The sequence below is a fragment of the Actinomycetospora termitidis genome, assembly GCF_030286555.1.
Classification (GTDB): Bacteria; Actinomycetota; Actinomycetes; order Mycobacteriales; family Pseudonocardiaceae; genus Actinomycetospora; species Actinomycetospora termitidis.
Genome location: NZ_JASVWF010000007.1, coordinates 1 through 16,371, shown reverse-complemented (window position 1 = coordinate 16,371; position 16,371 = coordinate 1). Strand labels below are relative to the sequence as shown.

The window sequence follows — 16,371 nt, the reverse complement described above, 5'->3', positions numbered from 1 at the left end:
CGTGCTTGGCTACCAGCCGTGCCGCTGCCCGGGGACCCGGGCGCCGTCCTGGCGGCCTCGCGCGACCTCGCGTCGGCGGCGGAGGGGCTCACGTACGCCCAAGAGGCCGTAGCGGTTCGCGGTCGCTCCATACGGCCAACTGGTCGGGCCGAGCTGCTCCCGCGGCGCCCGCTCGCGTCGAGCAGTACGCCCGCACCGTCGCGTTGACCGCCGAGGCGATCTCGCGTGCCGTAGCGCCGCTCGAGCGGTACGCCGACGACCTGCGTCAGGCGCAGCTCGACTACGCGCGCGGCGAGCAGATGTTGCTGGACGGCCGGACTGCGTTCGCTGTTGGCTCTGGCGCAGCACCAACGGCTGACGCCGAACGCGACACCGCCTCCCACGCGATGTCGGACGCGACCCTGCTCATGGAGCAAGCGGAAGAATGGCGCTCTTCCGTAATCAGGGTGCGGGGGCTCCGCAGTGAAGCAGAGAACTGATCCGTTAGTTGACGGGGTTGCGGAAGCCTAGGGCGTCGCGTCGGAGGCTTCGAGGCGGCCGTTGATGGCTTCGGTGGACCCGTTGGAGGCGCGGTGATCGAAGTACTGCAACACGTCGTCCCGGCGCCGGTGCAGGATTCGGCCGAGGGTCGCGAGTTCCTCGAGCCACGCCGGCAGCCCGGATCGGAGACGGTCGACCACCTCGGTGAGCAGGGTCTTGCCGCGGGCGCGGTCAGTGGGACTCGCAGGGGGTGATGATCTGCTGATCAGCCCACCAGGTCACCTCGACGGCCGCTACCCTTTCGCTGCGCTCGCTAGCGGATAGCCCGAACTGCGACGACATGGCGTCAACACCACGACGATTATACGCGGAAGATGTTCGTGAAGTGCCAGTGAAAGTACAAACGACTAAGATCGCCGAACGCAGGGCAGTCTTTTCCCTCGATCTTACCGAGGTGATCGCCGAGCGCCCCACCGCCATGACGATTAGTGGCTACCACGACACCGCTAGGAGCCACTGAAATGTATCCGGCCTCGTAGAGCGCGTCGCACCCGAAGACGCACGCCGGCATAGCAATGGCGTCGAGATCACGTCGTTCCTCGTCCGAGCAGATCGACCGGCGTTTGATATGGGCAGCGTGAAGGAAACGCACGGGGTACGTCTCCCCACAAAGAGCACACGCTCCCTCCTCGCGGGAGCCGAAGAGCCGACCGCGAAGGGCCGCCTGCTCACCCCGCTGCTCCGCGAGGCGCACCTGGACGAGATCACCCTCAAAGGTGACCTGGTGGCTGTCCAGGTCCTCTCTAGGCGCCGCGCCAGGTCTCACCAAAGTCAACACCGGAGGACTCCCGTAGGGACGCACGCCCGGCAGAGTGAGAAGCACCGCACCTACGAACGCACTGCGGTAGCCGATGTGACCAGGGTCCACGGTCACCGAGCCCTCGACCCGAAGGGTGGTCAGCGCATGTTCAACTTCTGCGATCGACACGGGGCGCCCCTCCGGCGACCGGTCGGTCGCTACCGTGACGGTGGGCGGCTGCACCGTCAAGATGCGGTTCGCTTGCCCTCGAACGGTCCTCAGAGGGACACCGATGAGTCGACGGAGCAGGTCGGTGACGTTCTCACGGACCTCGGCCGCCGCCGGGATGTCATCACCGATGCTGTCGGGATCAGCGCCCGCCCAGAGCGCCTCGACCGCCACGGTCTCCTCGTCGGTCATCGCGACACCGGAGCCGAAGAGGTAGTTCCACGGCACACCTGAGACCTGCTCTAGCAGAACCTCGGTAGGTACGCGATCCCCGACGTCAACAAAGCGCGACCAGTCAACGTCAACGTACCAAGCCTCCCGAGCAGATCCGTCCCAATGTGGCCCTGGACATGGTGTGCGCGACACGAGGCCGACAGCGACGATTCCTCGCCGGTCGTCGCCTTGACGAAGGAGGAAGGCTTTCTCGCCCACGACGACGTTGTGCCGCCTACCGCCAACTGACCACCGAGTGAGAATCCGCTCTCCGCGCTCAGTCGCCTCGATATGACGGTCGTACTCGCCCGGCTTGAAGTCCCATTTCAATGGGTTCCATGTCAAGATCAACGAGGTCATAGCACTCCTACCTTAAGGGGCCGCGTCGCCATGAGCAGCGGCAACGGCCCTGACGATCCACCAAGTTGGCCAATAGGGGCTGCGAGTGCGGCCTCTGTCGCCTATACATCGGCGCCAGCTTCGTCTGATGCAAGTCGGGCTTAGCCGCGCTCCTCGCGTCCTTGCCATTACGAAGAGCAGGCCTCGCCCGGACCAGCGTCATCGTCTTCGTAATCCTCGTAACCTTGAATGTGAGCTAAGGCGTCGGGCGGCTGCCAGTTCCGCGACTCTAGGTACTTAATCGTCAGGGCGTTGCGCGCGTCTCGGAGCAATACTGCACGTACAGAATCTCTGTCGTCACCTGCCCCCAGCAGGGCCATCGCCAGTGCCCGGAGCAGCAAGGGATCGTTGAGCCGATCAACGCGTCGTCGAATACGATCCCGACAGCTCGCCGGCTCATACGCGCCGAGACGTTGGCCCGCAATCGCGACCTTCTGCACGTTCTCGCTAGACTCTAGCCACGAGCGCAGAAGGTCGCGCTGGAACTGGCCCAGATACTTCACCGGCAGGCTCAGGACGACCTGGGAAGCCACCCAATCAAGGGTCGCCCATTCCGAAGTAAGGAAGCTCTCCGCCCATTTCTCGTACACGGCGTGTGCGGCTCCAGCTGGCGCCTGATCCGTCTCTTCGGCGAAATCTCGAAAATAACTGGCCAAGACATCGATCAAGTGCGGAAAAGTGTGGGCCTTGGCCATCCACTCGCGAACTCGTCCATACTCACCCATCTTTTCTAATGTCGCCACAACGGCTCTGACGACCGAGGGGTGGATCAACCGACCGGAAAGTACCTCCTCCTCGAACTTCAGCAGATCGTCGAGGTCGGGCCAATACTCAAGATCGCCATAAGCTCCTCCGCCAAGAAGGGTGAACGGGACGTCAATTTCTCTAAGCTCGTCAAGCTGTAGGGACTCGTTCATCGTTGAAGCTGGGCGAAGGAAACTCTTGGCGTGATTGAGGTTTAGCCCGATCTGCCTGCATCGCTCTTCCAGCTCAATGTGAAGTCGGTACAGCCGGGATTCGCTGCCCACGGCAGTAATATCGTCCATCCATCTCGATACCTGCCGCACACGCGGGTCTCCCAGCGCGCTCTCGAGAGTATCATCGAGTGGTCTTAGGTAGAGGTGGGCGAGCGCAGCGGAGGCAAAGCTGCGTTGCGGAAGCCCACTTCGGCTTGTGAGTCCATCGTGAGCTTGAACGACGTCAAGCATTACGGCTGTTGGAGTGGATGATCCCAATCTACTTCGTAGGATTGTCTCTAGTCGACCAAGATCGATGGATGCGAAACAAGATGTAACGTCGACGGAGAGAGCAAACTCAGAACCCTGCAACTTTTGAAGGGATTCAAGGTATCTTGGCCACTCGTCACGGTTGTCCCCAATGCTGCGATCTCCTCTCGCTCGCCAGCCCCAGACCCACTCCGGCAACCCCTCCTGGAGTCTATCTACAGATGCCGAGGTGGCCGCGAGATAAGCGATCCGCGAGAGCGGGTCCTGCACTACCGCGGGTCGAACTCCCAGACGACTCTGTTTTGGAACCTCAATCAAGTGAAAGTGCGGCCGCTCCCGGAGACGGACCCCGCCATCAGTTCGGACGAGTTCTTTTGCAGGCAGTGCGTCCGCGTGGTCGACTAGCCAGCTAAACTCTGGCCAAGCCCAGGGATCGGTGTACCAGTCCCTGTCGCGCTCAGATCGAGCGAGCTTTGCCCCACCCTGGATATCGAGACCCAGATCAGACGTCACTACTTCCCCCTCCTCGCTCGATCATTCTGGAGAACCGCGATAGCTTTGTCGTCGTGGCGCTTCGAGCGCGGCTCCTCAACTCCGTGAGGATCAATGTTGCATTCCCACTCACTCTCGTAGATCCCGCGCAACCAAACTGCAAGCATCTCGGACGACGCCCAGCTGGCGCGCGGAGGTGAAGTGGACCGCACGCCGTCGCTCGCGACGACCACTACTTTCGAAGCGTCCGATGGCCACCGCATGATGTTGGCGTGAAACGCAGCTTCCGGTACGGCCTCGGCGATCCAACGTCGCGAGGCCTCGCAGAGAAAGCCGTAGACCGGCCGGTCCAGCAGCGAGGGGACGTCCGACGTGCCGACAACCACACCACAGTGGCCTCCCCGCCAACGCTCGGTCGAGTGAAAATGCCGCCGCCGTGACTTCACGCTGCGTCGAGGGCACTCATCTGGAGAACGTGCTGAGGCATGGCCCGGTCGAGGCGCCAAGTGACCGAGATCGGGCGCTCTCCCTGGTGCTCGACCGCCGTGGCCGTGCCGAGGCAGATGAAGGGGGCGCCCCCGCCGAGCTCGTCGTTGCGAGCGGCGCGGGTGAAGAGCAGCGCGTGGCTCGTTCCCTCTAGATAGCGGCGGCCGACCGCGGAGGTGGTAGTCGTCGAGTTCTGGGACTCCCAGTGAAAGAGGTCAGCGGAGATCGGGTAGTCGCGGTATCGCGTCGTCGGGGCGAACTCCTTGTCCTCCTTTCGCAGCGTGACGAGTAGCGCATCGACGTTCGTCGTCTCGCTGTACACGACGCCGGCTGCCTGGCCGCGGGTCTTTCGAACCCCGTCGGCCCAGCCGATGCCCGCGAGGATCTCGTCGCGGCGATACGTGCAGTGGGAGCGGAGTTCGACGCCCGGGATGCCAAGGTCACCGGGAACGACGCGGGCCTCGTCAGCACCGAGGCGCATCAGCATCCACGCTTCGCGCACGAAGGACGGGTGCTGGCGCAGCGTGTCGAGGGCGTCGTCGATCGAGGCGTGGCCGCCGAGGTCGGGCCAGATCGTGTAGACGAGCATGTGGGCCATGACCCGCTCGCTGGCGGGCAGATCGGCGAGTCGTGGGCCGCTCGGGAGCATGAGGCGCATGTAGGTCGACGCACGCTCGAGGTCGTCGACGTGCACGAGGCTGCTCACCCGCTTCAGCAACTCGGCTTCGCGAGGTCCTGCGGCGTCCGTCGGTAGGCCGGCATCACGGCGGAGCGCCGTCCAGCTCTCCCCTGGGCGTCCGTAGACATCTGGCATCTCGTGGCCACTCTCGCGGAGGTATCCGAGGAGCGAGAGGTCGCCGTGCGAGCGAATGTCGTCGACCAGTGCTTTGCGGCCACCGCGCAGACCCTGGTTGACGTTCTCGAGGACCACCTCCTGCGCGACGCGGTCGAGGATGAGCCGGCAGCCGGAGGGAAGGAACGGGAAGCCGTGCTTGATGTCGTCGACGAGGCCCTTGCGGCTGGAGCCGGTAAGAGCGCGATAGCGGACGTCGAAGCGGAACTCGCGGCGGTGCTGGCCAATGAAGTCGAGCACCGTCAGCACGGCCTTGTCCTGAGCGCGGCGGAGCCCACGGCCGAGCTGCTGGAGGAAGATCGTCGCGCTCTGCGTGGGGCGGAGGAAGAGCACGGTGTCGACGAAGGGCAGGTCGACGCCCTCGTTGTAGAGGTCGACGGTGAAGAGGACGGCGACGTTGTGGTCACGGAGGTCGGCAGCCGCCGAGGCCCGGTCGTGCGCCGCGGTCTCGCCCGTGACCGCCCGAGCCGGCACACCCGCCGTCGTGAAGGCCTCTGCCATGTAGCGGGCGTGGGAGACCGAGACGCAGAAGCCGAGGGCGCGCATGCGTCCGACGTCGGTCACGCGGTCGCGGAGGGCATTGAGGACGATGCGGGTGCGGGCGTCGTTGCCGGTGTAGACGCGGTCGAGGGCGTCGGTGTCGTAGGAGCCGCGCTTCCACTCGACGTTGTTGAGCGGTACCTCGTCGTGGATGCCGAAGTAGTGGAACGGGCAGAGCAGGTCCTGTTCGAGGGCTTCGCCGAGGTCGATCTCGACGGCGACGCGATCCTCGAAGAAGGACCGGACGTCAACGCCGTCCGCGCGCCCGGGGGTCGCGGTGAGGCCGAGGAGTTCGGTGCAGTCAAGGCGGTCGAGCAGGGATCTGTATGACGGCGCTTCGGCGTGGTGGAACTCGTCGATGACGGCGACGTCGTACTGGCGCAGGTCGACGTCGCGCAGCGACTGGACGGATGCGAAGACGTGCTTCCACTGCGTCGGTCGCTGTCCGCCGACGAGAAACTCGCCGAAGGTGCCGTTGCCGAGGACCTCGCGGTAGGTGCGGCGTGCCTGCTCGAGGAGTTCCTTGCGGTGGGCGACGAACAGCAGCGACTTGTCGGCGCCGCCGAGGCGGCGGTAGTCGAGAGCGGCAACGACCGTCTTGCCGGTGCCGGTCGCGGCGACGACCAGGTTGCGGTGGTGGCCGCGGAACCGCTCCGCCTCGAGGGCTTCGAGGATGTGCTCCTGGTGCGGTCGCGGGAGGACCTCGAGGCCGGAGAGCTCGAGGATGTTCGCGCCGCCGCCGGCTTGAGCACCGAGGGCGCGGTCGAGGAGGTCGGCGTCGCGGTTGGGGTCGTACGCGCGGAAGTCGGGGCTGTTCCAGTACGTGTCGAAGGTGGCTTCGAACTTGCGAACGAGGGCCGGGGTCGCCACCGAGGAGATGCGGACGTTCCACTCGAGGCCGTCGACCAGCGCGGACTTCGAGAGGTTCGAGCTGCCGACGTAGCCGGTGTCGAATCCGGAGTCGCGACGGAAGAGCCAGGCCTTCGCGTGGAGGCGGGTCGCGTCGCTCTCGTAGCGGATGCGGACCTCCGCGCCGTAGCGGCGGATGAGCTCGTCAACGGCGCGGCGTTCGGTGCCGCCGAGGTAGGTCGTCGTGATGACGCGGAGCGGCTTGCCACGAGCCTTGAGGTCGTCGAGCTGGTCGGTCAGCAGGCGCATGCCGTGCCACTTGACGAAGGCGCAGAGCAGATCGACGCGGTCGGCGGAGGCGATCTCGGCCTGGAGCTCGGCGCCGAGGGAGGGCTCGTCCTTCGTGTTGGTCAACAGCGCGGTGTCGGAGAGCGGCATGGCGGGCCGGACCTTGTAGACGCCCGGCGAAACGGAGATCGCGAGCAGCTGCTCGAGCTTGGTGATGGCGTCGTCGTCCTGGGCCTGCAGCAGGGTCAGGACCTGATTGACCACGTCCCGACGACGGGTGTCGTCGCCGTTTGCGCTGAGGGCACGACGGACGACCTCGGCGACGTGACGGGCGAGGACGTCGGGAGCTGCCGCCGCGTCGAGAGGCCGGAAGACCGCGGCATCGTCAGGAAGGGCCTCGAGCCGACGTTCGAGCCCCGCCGTGCGCAGCGACTCGTACAGCCCCTCGTCCACTCCCCCAGGCACGGGCGCAGCCTGCCACGGCTGCGATGCCCGCCGACAAGCGACGCCTGTAACGAGATCTCGACCGAGGCGATGTCCGATCTAGACCTTGATCGGAGGATCGGTGACCATCGAGACCCGTCTCGCCCCGCCCGTTGCTGCTGTAGTCCCGGACCCGCGCCTGGCGAGCATCATCGCTTCTGCTGAGGCCGGCGAGGCGTGCCCCGGCGTCATCAACCTGCTGGTCGGGAGCTGGCTCATCCAGGGCCGACCGGTCAGCTCGGAGACCTTCCTCCAAGCGTCGTTCGACTCCATGTGCCAGTCCGTGCTTGCTGTCAAGCAGCCCCGTCGGTCCCGAATCCCCGAGGCTGAGCGGATACAGCGCGCGCAGGAGGCCGTCGCCCCTGGGTTCGCTGCTGTCGAAGCACCTGAAGCTGATGCCGACACGCTGTGTCTTGTGGATGTCTCCCTGGCTGCCAGCAGCGGGCCGTCGTTGCATCCGCCGGCCATCCGAGTGGCAGCGTCGTCCGTCATGGCGTGGTGGATTACCGACTTCGAGGTTCGTGAGGAGAGGGCGAGGGGCACGGGTGTGGGCGTGGGAGTCGGGGTGGAGTTCGTCTACGAGGTGTGAGCTGACAACCTCACCGCGCCGTGCCTGTGCCCGGCTGGTCGCCGAAGCCGCCGTGGCTGTCGGGTGCAGCCGCTACGTTGATGCCTTGACCACGTCGACGTCCCCTCGCCCCGAGCGGCGAGGCTCGCTGGCGCGAGGCGCGTCGCCCGCCTCGATACGGGCATGGCTGTTGCCCGAGGACAAGGCCGTGTTCGACGCCGCCTACGAAGACGCACTCGACCAGGTCCGCCGCGACTACGACCTCGCGGCCCTTCACGAAACCCTCAAGAACTGGCGCAGGCAGGCTATCGCGCAGTCCGATCCCGAGGCCTTCCGGCTGATGGTCCGTCGTGCCGCAGCCTTCTTCAGCGGGGAACCGGTCCCGTCCGATGAGCCCTTCGCTGTCACCCGAGCCAAGGCGGGCATGTAGCGGGTGTGTACCGAGTTGAGCCGGTCGACGAGGAGATTGCTGCGGCCATCGATGAACTGCCCGAGCGATTCCTCGTGACGTTCACGGAGCTGCGCGTCGCGTTGGAAGTCGCTCCATGGAGTGTCGGCGGGCCCTACCACCCGGCCAATCCTCCCGGCTCTCGATCCGCCACCTTCGGACCCGACGACCGCGGGTTGGTGGTCTTCGCCGTGAAGGACAGCGACCGGCACGTCCTCTGGCTCTGGTCAGTGCTCGTCGCGCCTGACTAGTGGCGCCGCCTTCCGCCGCTGTCCCTTCGCAGCGTCAACCGGCCGTGGACTTGGCGGCACGCGGTAACGACCGACGGCTCTGTCCCGACATGATCATGACTCCTCCCCGAGAAGGGTGTTCTCTTGTCGCAGACCCAACCGCCGCCAGTTCAGCCGATCTGGGATGCCTCGTCGGGGCGCTGGTACTTACCCGCCCACCCGACGCAGTCCGCGGGGATGGGGGTTGGCACCAGCGCCGAACCGAGGCCGCGTCGCCGCCTTCCTCTCTGGCTGACCATCGTGATCACGTCCGTGGCGACAGCACTCCTGACGCTCCTTGTGGTTGGAGCCGTCATTCTTGCCGTGGGTGGCGCGGGGAGTAGTGACGAGCGGGTTCCCGGCACAGAGCGTGAAGCCATAGCGGGCTGTCAACAGTTGAGCCGGTCGAAGCTTGCGAATCCAGGATCTGCTTCGTACTCCGAGACAGAATACAAGACCTCGAAGGACTACAGGTCGAGGAAATGGGAGGTTGTGGGTAGTGCAGTTGCCATAGACACGAGCGGCGTCGTGCGCCCCTTCACCTACGCCTGCGTTGGCGCTTACCCAGGGCCGGACGGCAACTGGTACGCCGACAGCATGGTGAATAGCTGAGATCGGGACTGGCTTACGGCACTCCGAAGTCTGTTTGTGTCTGGCCGGCGTCGATGAGTACGTGGCGGCCGCTGATTAATTTGTCTGGGAGAGGGCCGATCCGACACGTAGCATCCGTGCATGCGCACCACGCTGTCCATCGACGACGACGTCATGATCGCCGTCCATGAGCGTGCTGGACGTGAGAAGCGCGCGGTCGGTGAGGTCCTCTCCGAGCTGGTTCGGACCGCGCTGCGCATTCAGGTCCTCGATCAACCCAAGGTTGAGGCGTCCCGTCGCGGCTTCCGACCACTGCCGCGGCGCGGCCCCGTGGTCACGAACGCCTTGGTCGATGAGCTGCGCGACCCGCAAGAACCGTGATGCTGGAGCCGCTCGGGCGCCTCTTTCCGTGAGCGCCGATCACTCGTTGATGGGGTCCCCGCCGGAGGCGCTGCGCGCAATCCTGGCGCAGCACCGCTGCGGCCTGGCACACGCGCTGCTCGCGTCCCTGCCCGTCGCGCAGGCCGTGACGACGACCCCACCTCCATCTGACAGAAAGTCGGCGCCCGTCGGACGATCGACACAGACCACCCACGCCGTTCGATCTCCGCGAGGAAGGCATCCAGAGCGTCGTCCACGGTGCCATGGGAGCTGAAGAGATCGAGATCCCTGCTCAGGCGGTCGGACAGACGAAGCGCTGCCAACGCACTCCCACCCGCCAACCGGAACTCCGACGCCTCGGTCAGCGACGAGAAGGCTCGCGCGACCTCGGCCTGGAAGCGCGTCAGACCGGCGGGGATGTCGTCGTTCTCGGCCATCACGCGGCCTCCCCCGCCTGTTCGAACACCGCCTCCCACGCTGCCCGGATGGGTCGCGGGAGCACCAGGTCAGGCCACACCTCGCACAGCAGAACTCCATCGACGTAGGCCAAGACGTCCTCCGGCAGGCCCTCGCGCAGGATGATCTCGTAGGCGCGCGCCCGCTGGTGGCGATCCGAGAGATCGAAGGCCCTGGGTGACGGCGACCAGTCCAGGTGCAACGGAAGCGTCACCGTGGCCAGCGCACGCCGCACGTCCAATCGAGGCAGGACCGTCGGGACGGAGGCCGGACGGCCGCGCGGGACCTCAACCGAGACGAACCGAGGCCGAGGCACGAGCCGCACTTCGTGGTCGAGAGCCTCGAGAAGTCGGGTCACGGTATCGAGTGTCGGCGACTTCCGGTCATGCTCGTAGGCCGAGAGCGTTTCTCGAGACGTTCCGACCCGCCGAGCCAGCTCGGCCTGGGTCAGCCCTGCCGCTCGGCGAGCAGCCGCTATCGACTGTCCGATCACAGACCTAGCGTATCCCATCGGATACATCTTCTCCTGGCGTCCTCAGTCAACGTCAAAGCCGGCGCGAGCGTGCGGACCATGAACGCGACGAGTCGGTAGACGTCGACCGGCAACTCGACATCGCGCCTATAGTTCGTCGCAGGACGGACCGGTCACATCAGACGTCCACCGAGGACGCCGCCGCCCGACGGACAACCTCGTCCTCGCTCGGCGGACTCGACGGGTGGTGGCTCAGGCACTGCGGGGTCCGGATGCGTTCGAACCCGGCTCCCTCCGTCGCGAGGTAGAACTGGCCGGTCCGCAGGCGCGAGATGTCGTCCACCCGACCGCCCTTCGCGCGCGCCAGCTCGGCGGCCGCGTGGATCTGGGCCGGCGAATTCAGGAACCCGAAGAACTGCGTCGCAGCGTTGCCCGAGATGCGGTTGTGCAGGCCCTTGGGCGCCTGCGTCGCATAGACCAGACCCAGACCGTACTTGCGGGCCTGCTGAGCGAGCGCGATCGTGCTCGCGGTACAGGCCGTGAACGCGCCGGACGATGCGAAGTTCTGGGCCTCGTCCATGACGAGCAGCCCACCGAGCGGCCGATCGCCGGCAGGGTTCGCCTTGATCCACGAGAACAGCGTCATCTGCAGCTGGTTGACGAAGCTCTCGCGCTGCGCCGCCGACGGCAGGCCAACGAAGCTGATGATCGACACCCGGGCCCGCCGGCCCGGCGCCGGCGTCAGGAGCGCGGCCGGGTCGAGCGGCTCACCCGTGCCTCCGAGCAACGGGTCGTTGATCATCGCTGCGCGCAGCGCATCAGACATTTCCGAGGCCAGCTTCGGTCCGGACCGCAGCCGCGTGAGCTCCTCCGGGAGCTCCTCGAGCATGTCGATCAGACCGTTGAGTGACGTACCACCGTTGCGGGCGTAGTACCTAACGGTCTCGCGGAGGACCGCATCGCCCTGGGCCACCTTGCGGCCCGTCAGGCCGGCGTGCGGGCTGAGGCTCGCGACGGCCGCGTCGATCGCCAACCGGAACTCGTCCTCGTCGTCGAGAACGCTCGCGAAGTCCGGGAGCGGGCGAAGGGTCATCGGCCTGCCGCGTGATCGTCCGGGGGTCCAGATGACGACGTCGGTCGAGCTCAGGTAGTCCGCCGCGCGATCGGCGTCCCCCGGGAGCCAGTGCGCCGGGGTCTGCGGCCACGGGTCGCCCAACCGCGACAGGTCGTTGTTGATGTCCAGCACGATCGACGACACGCCCTGCAGCGCGCACTCCTCCACGAGGCGGCGCAGGAGCACCGTCTTGCCCGAGCCCGACCCGGCGAACACCGCGGTGTGCATGCTGAGCTTCCTGATGGGGATCTCGATGTGCCTGCCGGCGTCGCTGACGCCGACGAGTGCACCGTCGATCCGGGGCACCTCGGGCACGTCGTCCTCGCCGCCCGGAATGTCGACCGCGTCCCGCGTCTCCTCGTCCGGCGGACCGTCGTCCTCGGTCTTTTCGTCGGGTGCGCCGAGCTGGTCGGGTGCCGGGAGGAAACGGCGGAAGAGCTCCACCGACGACGCCGGGCGCCGGCTGCCCAGCCAATCCAGCCACCCACGCAGTCCCTGACGCTGCATGACGTCGAGGGCGGACAGCGTCCGCAGGTCGGCCTCCCCGAGGGGAACGGCCACGCCGCCCTGCGACTCGATCTCGCTCACCTTCTCCGCCGTGACCCTCCCGCTCGGCCACTCCCGATTGCGGATGAGGACGAGCCGGCGGTGCTCGGCGTCCCCACCGAGACCGGCTTCCGTCCGAGCCGCGGTGAGGCGGCTCTGGACGGCGCGGTGGTGTGCGTGGGCGACCGCTCGGAACGCGTAGTGCGTCTCGGTCTCGGTGCCCTCGTCGAGGGTGTGCCGTAGACGCCCGTGGACCGGCGGCTTCTTGGCCCGGACCTGGTCGACGGTGAAAGCGAGCCCGGCGTCGCCGAGCTCGGCCACCCACGCCCGCAACCCGGCGGCCAGCAACGCCGGGATGCGATCGTCCTCCTCATCGGGGTCCAGCGGCGCCGACACGTCGGCTCCGCGGCGCAGCGCCTCGAACTCGCGGTCCAGCTCGAGCAGGTGCTGCGGGTCGACGACGACGCCGGGCTCGACCGGGCGGGCCAGGTCGTCGAAGGTGCGCAGCTCCTCAACCCGGCCCGCGTCGCAGCACGCGCGGATGTGTTGGTCTACGGCCTGGAGGAGACGGCGCGGGGTGTAGTGCTTGGCGCCGTCGAACGCCTCCTCGCGAACCGGCCACGTCGGGTACGGCGGGGTGAAGCCTGCCTCACCGTAGAGGCTTCCGAGGTGACCCCCGACGATCGCACGTGCGACGTCGGCACCGGGCATCCGTCCTTCCAGGGTGAGGACCCGGAACCGGTCCTCCGCCGACGTCACGGCGTTGCGCGTCAACATCGCCCACGACGCCGGCAGGCAGGCCACGACGGTCAACGCGCGGCGGGTGTTCTCGCGGAGGTCCATCAGACCGTCCGCCATCATGCCGATCACCCGGCTCGGCGCGGCCGATTCGCTGACCGTGCTCGTGGCGTGGCTGATGAACGGGTCGATCTGGTCGACGGCGAAGACGGTCGGTCCGGTCAGGGCCAGGAGACGCGAGAGGTCCCGCAGCACGAGCTGCCGGGACCGCGGCGCCACGGAGCGGAATCCCCACTCGGCTCGCGCGGGCGGTTCGACGTCGCCGTCGTTGCTCAAGTAGCCGTTGCCGACCTCGTGCACCTCTGGCCGAGCCGATCGATAGAGCACGAGCGCCCGGAGCGTGTCCTGGCAGTCATTCCATACCTGCGTGTCGACCTGACGGAGTCCGGCGATGAGAGCATCGAGGTCGGCACGGGCGACGGGGATCATCCCGGCGATCCGCTGCTGCTCCAGCGGCGCCATCCCGGCGAGCTTGGCGAGACCGCGCAGCAGCGGGGTCAGCTGGTCGGTTTGCCCGGCGTGGAAGCCGTCGAGGACGCCGTGGACGGCGTTGCGCCAGAAGTCGTCGCCCTCGGTGAGGCGGAGCAGGAAGAAGTAGCCGCCCTGGTCCTGCGTCCGGTGCCGCAACCACCGCAGCATGTGGGTCTTGCCCACGCCCTTCTCGCCCTGCAGGACGATCCCGACGGGGTTCGAGTTGCTCGACGCCGTCCGGGGCACGGCACGCTGGAGCATCCTCGCCGCCTGCTCGTGGAGCCCTTCCACGTGGTGTTCGACCGGGCTCCACACGTCCTCGGGGGTGATGGCCCAGTTGAACTGGAACTGGACCTCCTCGAGCACGGTCAGCTCGTCGTCGCTCATCGACCCTCAATCATGATCATGTGCCGCTCGAGGCCTCCGAGGACGATCGCGGCGTCACGGTGGCGGTCTTGGAGCGCTTTCCGGTTCGGTTCCTCCTGCAGGTGCACGCCCGGTCGTTCGGCCAAGTCGAGCAGGGCGGCGTCGACGGCCTCGCGCGCTAGGCCGTTGACCTCCGCGCGCAACCGGTCGAGGCCCACCCACTCCCCCGGCGCCGCGAGACGGTCGTAGGCCTCCCGGACCGAATCGACGGGGGCCGTCGCGGTGTCGGTGGGAGCCGCCGCCACCTCCGGCCGGTAGGGGAACAGCTCGGCCAGTGGAGTCCCGGTGCGGCCGAGGGCACGCAGGATCGCGTAGAGCGCACCACCCAGCGTGCCGCTGCGGACTGGACGTCGGCCGGTGAGCTCGGCTGTACACCAGGCGACCCCGTCGTCGGTGAGCTCGTGGGAGTAGCCGCGACCGACCCGGGTCGAGGTCACGAGCTTGCGGTCGTTGAGCCGCCGCCGCTCCTCACCGTCGAGCCGGACCCCGCCGGCCTCCTGCATCTGCGCGTTCGTCAGCTCGCGCCCCTCCGCGAGCAGCGTGAGCAGCACCGCGCGCTCCTTGACCCTCAGTTCGTCCCGGCTCACTCCGACTCCCCGGCCCCTTCTCCACCCATGTCCGCCACTCCGTTCTCGCCCGCCACCAGCTCGATGCGCCCGTCGCGGCTGGCCAGCTCTCCCGTTACACGAACCGATCGCGCCTGGTTGTAGTGCTCGACCATCCGGTCGTAGGCGCGCTGGCTGTCGAACCGGACCCAGACCACCCGGCCGCGCACCGACCCGTCGTCGGGAAGCACCTCACCGCGCACCCGGGCACGCCACCGGTCGCGTGAGCCCGGCTCGTCGTGCAGCCCGTCGACCACGCCCGACGCCGTCCCCTCCCCGTGGCTGCCGTCGCGGCTCAGCTGCCTTCGCGCCGCGCGCAGGACCACCCCGGACATCGGCGGGAAGGTTACGTGCGCGGGCGATTCGAGCCCGCCTCCGGCCGCGTACCGGATGCCCAGGCCGAAGCCGCGACCGGGAACACCGAGGTTGGCGAGTGCGGTGCAGCAGCCGACCGAGAGCCCGAGCAGCGCCGCCTGCACGAGTAGGGCCGGTTCCTCGTTCTCAACTCCCCGCGCGGCCGCGACGACGACGTCGCGCACCTGCCGCGTCACCTCGCGGCCGGACAACCCGGTGTCCTGCCCTGCCGGGACGTGGAGCGAGAAGCCGCTGCGCACCGTGGGTGACGAGCCGAGGAGCACCGAGTCGACGAGGCCGACGACGGGGGGAGCGTCCGGCCCGTGGAAGCGGCGGTGCGGGCCCTCGACGACCGATCGGGCCGACTGGACGAGCAGCAGCCGCAGCCCACGAAGGCTCGCCGCCCCGGCCTCGAGCGGCAGGTCCCCGTCCGGGGCGAACGTGAGCTCGTCGTCGAGCGGGTGTCGCAGGCCGCGGAGGACCGCGTCGACGGGGCGTTCTTCGACCTCCGCCACCGTGTTCAGCAGGTCGTGGAGGCGCTCGGCGTGGTCGCGCACCTCGTCGGCGGGAACGAGCACGGTCACGTCGTCGGTGGCCCAGAGGGCGCCGCCACGCCAGGTCCGACCCGTGTCGTGCCACCCTGTGGCGGACAGGTAGGCGATGACCTCGGCGGTATTGCTCATCGGGCCATCACGGGGTCGCGGAGGACCAGCTCCCGCAGCGATGCGGCCGTGAGCACGTTCGCCGTAGACAGCTTGGTGCGGAGACTGCCACGGGCGCCGTCGTCGAGCGGGCGCTGGTCGCGCAGGGAGTGGAAGTACGCGATCGTGCGCAGCAGGAGCCCCGAGGTGTAGAGGTCGCTATAACGGTCTGCGTCGCGGGGCACGACCGCCACCACGAGGTAGCGCTCGATCTGGAAATCGCCGCCCGCTAGTCGGTTGAAGGTTCGGCGGTCCAGGCCGTCGAAGACGAGCTCGCTGCCACGCCAGGTCGGCGAAGCCGTCGTCTTGACCTGGACCTCGATGGCCCGGGCGAACCCACGGCCCGGGTTGGGCATCCGAATTCCGAGGTCAATGCCGTCGCGATCGACGCTGTCGGTGTAGACCGTCAGGCCCGCCGCAGCAGCGAGCACCCGCAGGTAGGCCTCGCCGTACGAGCCACGATGTTGGTTCGCGTCGAGCATCGCGATCAGTATCCCGCGACTCCCACAGCCATCGGCAGAACACGGCGCGATCGGCGGATCTCCATCACGTGCGGCGCATCGTCGGGCGCCCCGTCCTGGGTTAGCTTCAGCCTTCAGGTTCACCCACGTGGACGCACCATGCGTCGGAGGAGCACGGGCCGGAGGGCCCGACGCGCAGGTCGCGGGACAGCTGCCCTAGGCAGCTGTGGGCGGCACTTGAAGGGTAGGTCCTGAGGCTGGACCGCGTTCTCGGCAGAAGCGCGGATCGAGGACGAGCTAGTGTCGAGCGTCGTTAGTTGCTTGACATGGCTGGAGGTGAGATCTTGAGGGGGTGAGCCCCTCGGGATTGGCTG

16 protein-coding genes are annotated in these 16,371 nt (G+C 67.5%); 6 read left to right on the top strand and 10 right to left on the bottom strand.

Annotated elements, in window-relative coordinates:
• Nucleotides 1-203: 203 nt before the first annotated feature.
• Complete coding sequence (locus tag QRT03_RS25170; protein ID WP_286055863.1) at nt 204-479, top strand: hypothetical protein; 276 nt, start codon at nt 204-206, stop codon at nt 477-479.
• Nucleotides 480-506: 27 nt separating this feature from the next.
• Here the strand turns inward: QRT03_RS25170 and QRT03_RS25165 are convergent, their stop codons facing one another.
• The 4 genes from QRT03_RS25165 to QRT03_RS25150 all read right to left on the bottom strand — a co-directional run bounded on the left by QRT03_RS25165 (nt 507) and on the right by QRT03_RS25150 (nt 7,318).
• A complete protein-coding gene (locus tag QRT03_RS25165) occupies nt 507-746 on the bottom strand; it encodes a transposase (protein WP_286056213.1) in 240 nt (79 codons plus the stop codon).
• 95 nt (nt 747-841) lie between these two features.
• Nucleotides 842-2,080 (bottom strand): hypothetical protein, encoded by a 1,239-nt coding sequence (locus tag QRT03_RS25160; RefSeq protein ID WP_286055862.1) that lies wholly within the window; start codon nt 2,078-2,080, stop codon nt 842-844.
• A gap of 167 nt (nt 2,081-2,247) precedes the next feature.
• Nucleotides 2,248-3,615, bottom strand: coding sequence for an RNA-directed DNA polymerase (locus QRT03_RS25155; RefSeq protein ID WP_286056212.1), 1,368 nt, complete (start codon nt 3,613-3,615; stop codon nt 2,248-2,250).
• A gap of 664 nt (nt 3,616-4,279) precedes the next feature.
• Nucleotides 4,280-7,318 carry a DEAD/DEAH box helicase gene (locus QRT03_RS25150; protein ID WP_286055861.1) on the bottom strand — a complete coding sequence of 1,013 codons (3,039 nt, stop codon included), beginning with the start codon at nt 7,316-7,318 and terminating at the stop codon, nt 4,280-4,282.
• A gap of 100 nt (nt 7,319-7,418) precedes the next feature.
• On the opposite strand from QRT03_RS25150, the gene QRT03_RS25145 reads away from it, so the two are divergent.
• From QRT03_RS25145 to QRT03_RS25125, 5 genes are all read left to right on the top strand, one after another.
• Entirely contained in the window at nt 7,419-7,925 is a 507-nt protein-coding gene (locus tag QRT03_RS25145) for a hypothetical protein (RefSeq protein WP_286055860.1), read from the top strand.
• Nucleotides 7,858-8,334, top strand: coding sequence for a DUF6247 family protein (locus QRT03_RS25140; RefSeq protein WP_286055859.1), 477 nt, complete (start codon nt 7,858-7,860; stop codon nt 8,332-8,334). Before QRT03_RS25145 ends, QRT03_RS25140 begins: the two co-directional genes overlap by 68 nt.
• Nucleotides 8,335-8,339: 5 nt before the next feature.
• Nucleotides 8,340-8,603, top strand: a complete 264-nt coding sequence (locus QRT03_RS25135; RefSeq protein WP_286055858.1) for a hypothetical protein — start codon at nt 8,340-8,342, stop codon at nt 8,601-8,603.
• A gap of 279 nt (nt 8,604-8,882) precedes the next feature.
• Nucleotides 8,883-9,233, top strand: a complete 351-nt coding sequence (locus QRT03_RS25130; RefSeq protein WP_286055857.1) for a hypothetical protein — start codon at nt 8,883-8,885, stop codon at nt 9,231-9,233.
• Nucleotides 9,234-9,353: 120 nt separating this feature from the next.
• Nucleotides 9,354-9,593 (top strand): hypothetical protein, encoded by a 240-nt coding sequence (locus QRT03_RS25125; protein WP_286055856.1) that lies wholly within the window; start codon nt 9,354-9,356, stop codon nt 9,591-9,593.
• Here QRT03_RS25125 and QRT03_RS32250 read toward each other — a convergent pair.
• The 6 genes from QRT03_RS32250 to QRT03_RS25100 form a co-directional block, all read right to left on the bottom strand.
• Nucleotides 9,485-10,030 (bottom strand): nucleotidyl transferase AbiEii/AbiGii toxin family protein, encoded by a 546-nt coding sequence (locus QRT03_RS32250; protein WP_425604900.1) that lies wholly within the window; start codon nt 10,028-10,030, stop codon nt 9,485-9,487. The genes QRT03_RS25125 and QRT03_RS32250 overlap by 109 nt on opposite strands.
• Entirely contained in the window at nt 10,030-10,560 is a 531-nt protein-coding gene (locus tag QRT03_RS25120; protein ID WP_286056211.1) for a helix-turn-helix domain-containing protein, read from the bottom strand. Before QRT03_RS25120 ends, QRT03_RS32250 begins: the two co-directional genes overlap by 1 nt.
• A gap of 139 nt (nt 10,561-10,699) precedes the next feature.
• The gene (locus QRT03_RS25115) at nt 10,700-13,837 is read right to left on the bottom strand and encodes an ATP-binding protein (RefSeq protein WP_286055855.1); all 3,138 of its coding nucleotides are present in this window, start codon (nt 13,835-13,837) and stop codon (nt 10,700-10,702) included.
• Entirely contained in the window at nt 13,834-14,463 is a 630-nt protein-coding gene (locus QRT03_RS25110) for a hypothetical protein (protein WP_286055854.1), read from the bottom strand. The genes QRT03_RS25115 and QRT03_RS25110 overlap by 4 nt, the downstream gene beginning before the upstream one ends.
• Nucleotides 14,460-15,518 (bottom strand): hypothetical protein, encoded by a 1,059-nt coding sequence (locus tag QRT03_RS25105; protein WP_286055853.1) that lies wholly within the window; start codon nt 15,516-15,518, stop codon nt 14,460-14,462. The genes QRT03_RS25110 and QRT03_RS25105 overlap by 4 nt, the downstream gene beginning before the upstream one ends.
• On the bottom strand, nt 15,515-16,018 hold the full coding sequence (locus QRT03_RS25100; RefSeq protein ID WP_286055852.1) for a DUF4365 domain-containing protein: 504 nt from the start codon (nt 16,016-16,018) through the stop codon (nt 15,515-15,517). Before QRT03_RS25100 ends, QRT03_RS25105 begins: the two co-directional genes overlap by 4 nt.
• Between the last annotated feature and the right edge of the window lie 353 nt (nt 16,019-16,371).

Excerpts from the sequence above, each read along its gene's own strand:
- QRT03_RS32250 (WP_425604900.1), bottom strand. The coding sequence starts at position 10,030 with ATGGCCGAGAACGACGACATCCCCGCCGGTCTGACGCGCTTCCAGGCC.
- QRT03_RS25120 (WP_286056211.1), bottom strand. The coding sequence starts at position 10,560 with ATGGGATACGCTAGGTCTGTGATCGGACAGTCGATAGCGGCTGCTCGC.
- QRT03_RS25160 (WP_286055862.1), bottom strand. The coding sequence starts at position 2,080 with ATGACCTCGTTGATCTTGACATGGAACCCATTGAAATGGGACTTCAAG.
- QRT03_RS25115 (WP_286055855.1), bottom strand. The coding sequence starts at position 13,837 with ATGAGCGACGACGAGCTGACCGTGCTCGAGGAGGTCCAGTTCCAGTTC.
- QRT03_RS25125 (WP_286055856.1), top strand. The coding sequence starts at position 9,354 with ATGCGCACCACGCTGTCCATCGACGACGACGTCATGATCGCCGTCCAT.
- QRT03_RS25100 (WP_286055852.1), bottom strand. The coding sequence starts at position 16,018 with ATGCTCGACGCGAACCAACATCGTGGCTCGTACGGCGAGGCCTACCTG.
- QRT03_RS25105 (WP_286055853.1), bottom strand. The coding sequence starts at position 15,518 with ATGAGCAATACCGCCGAGGTCATCGCCTACCTGTCCGCCACAGGGTGG.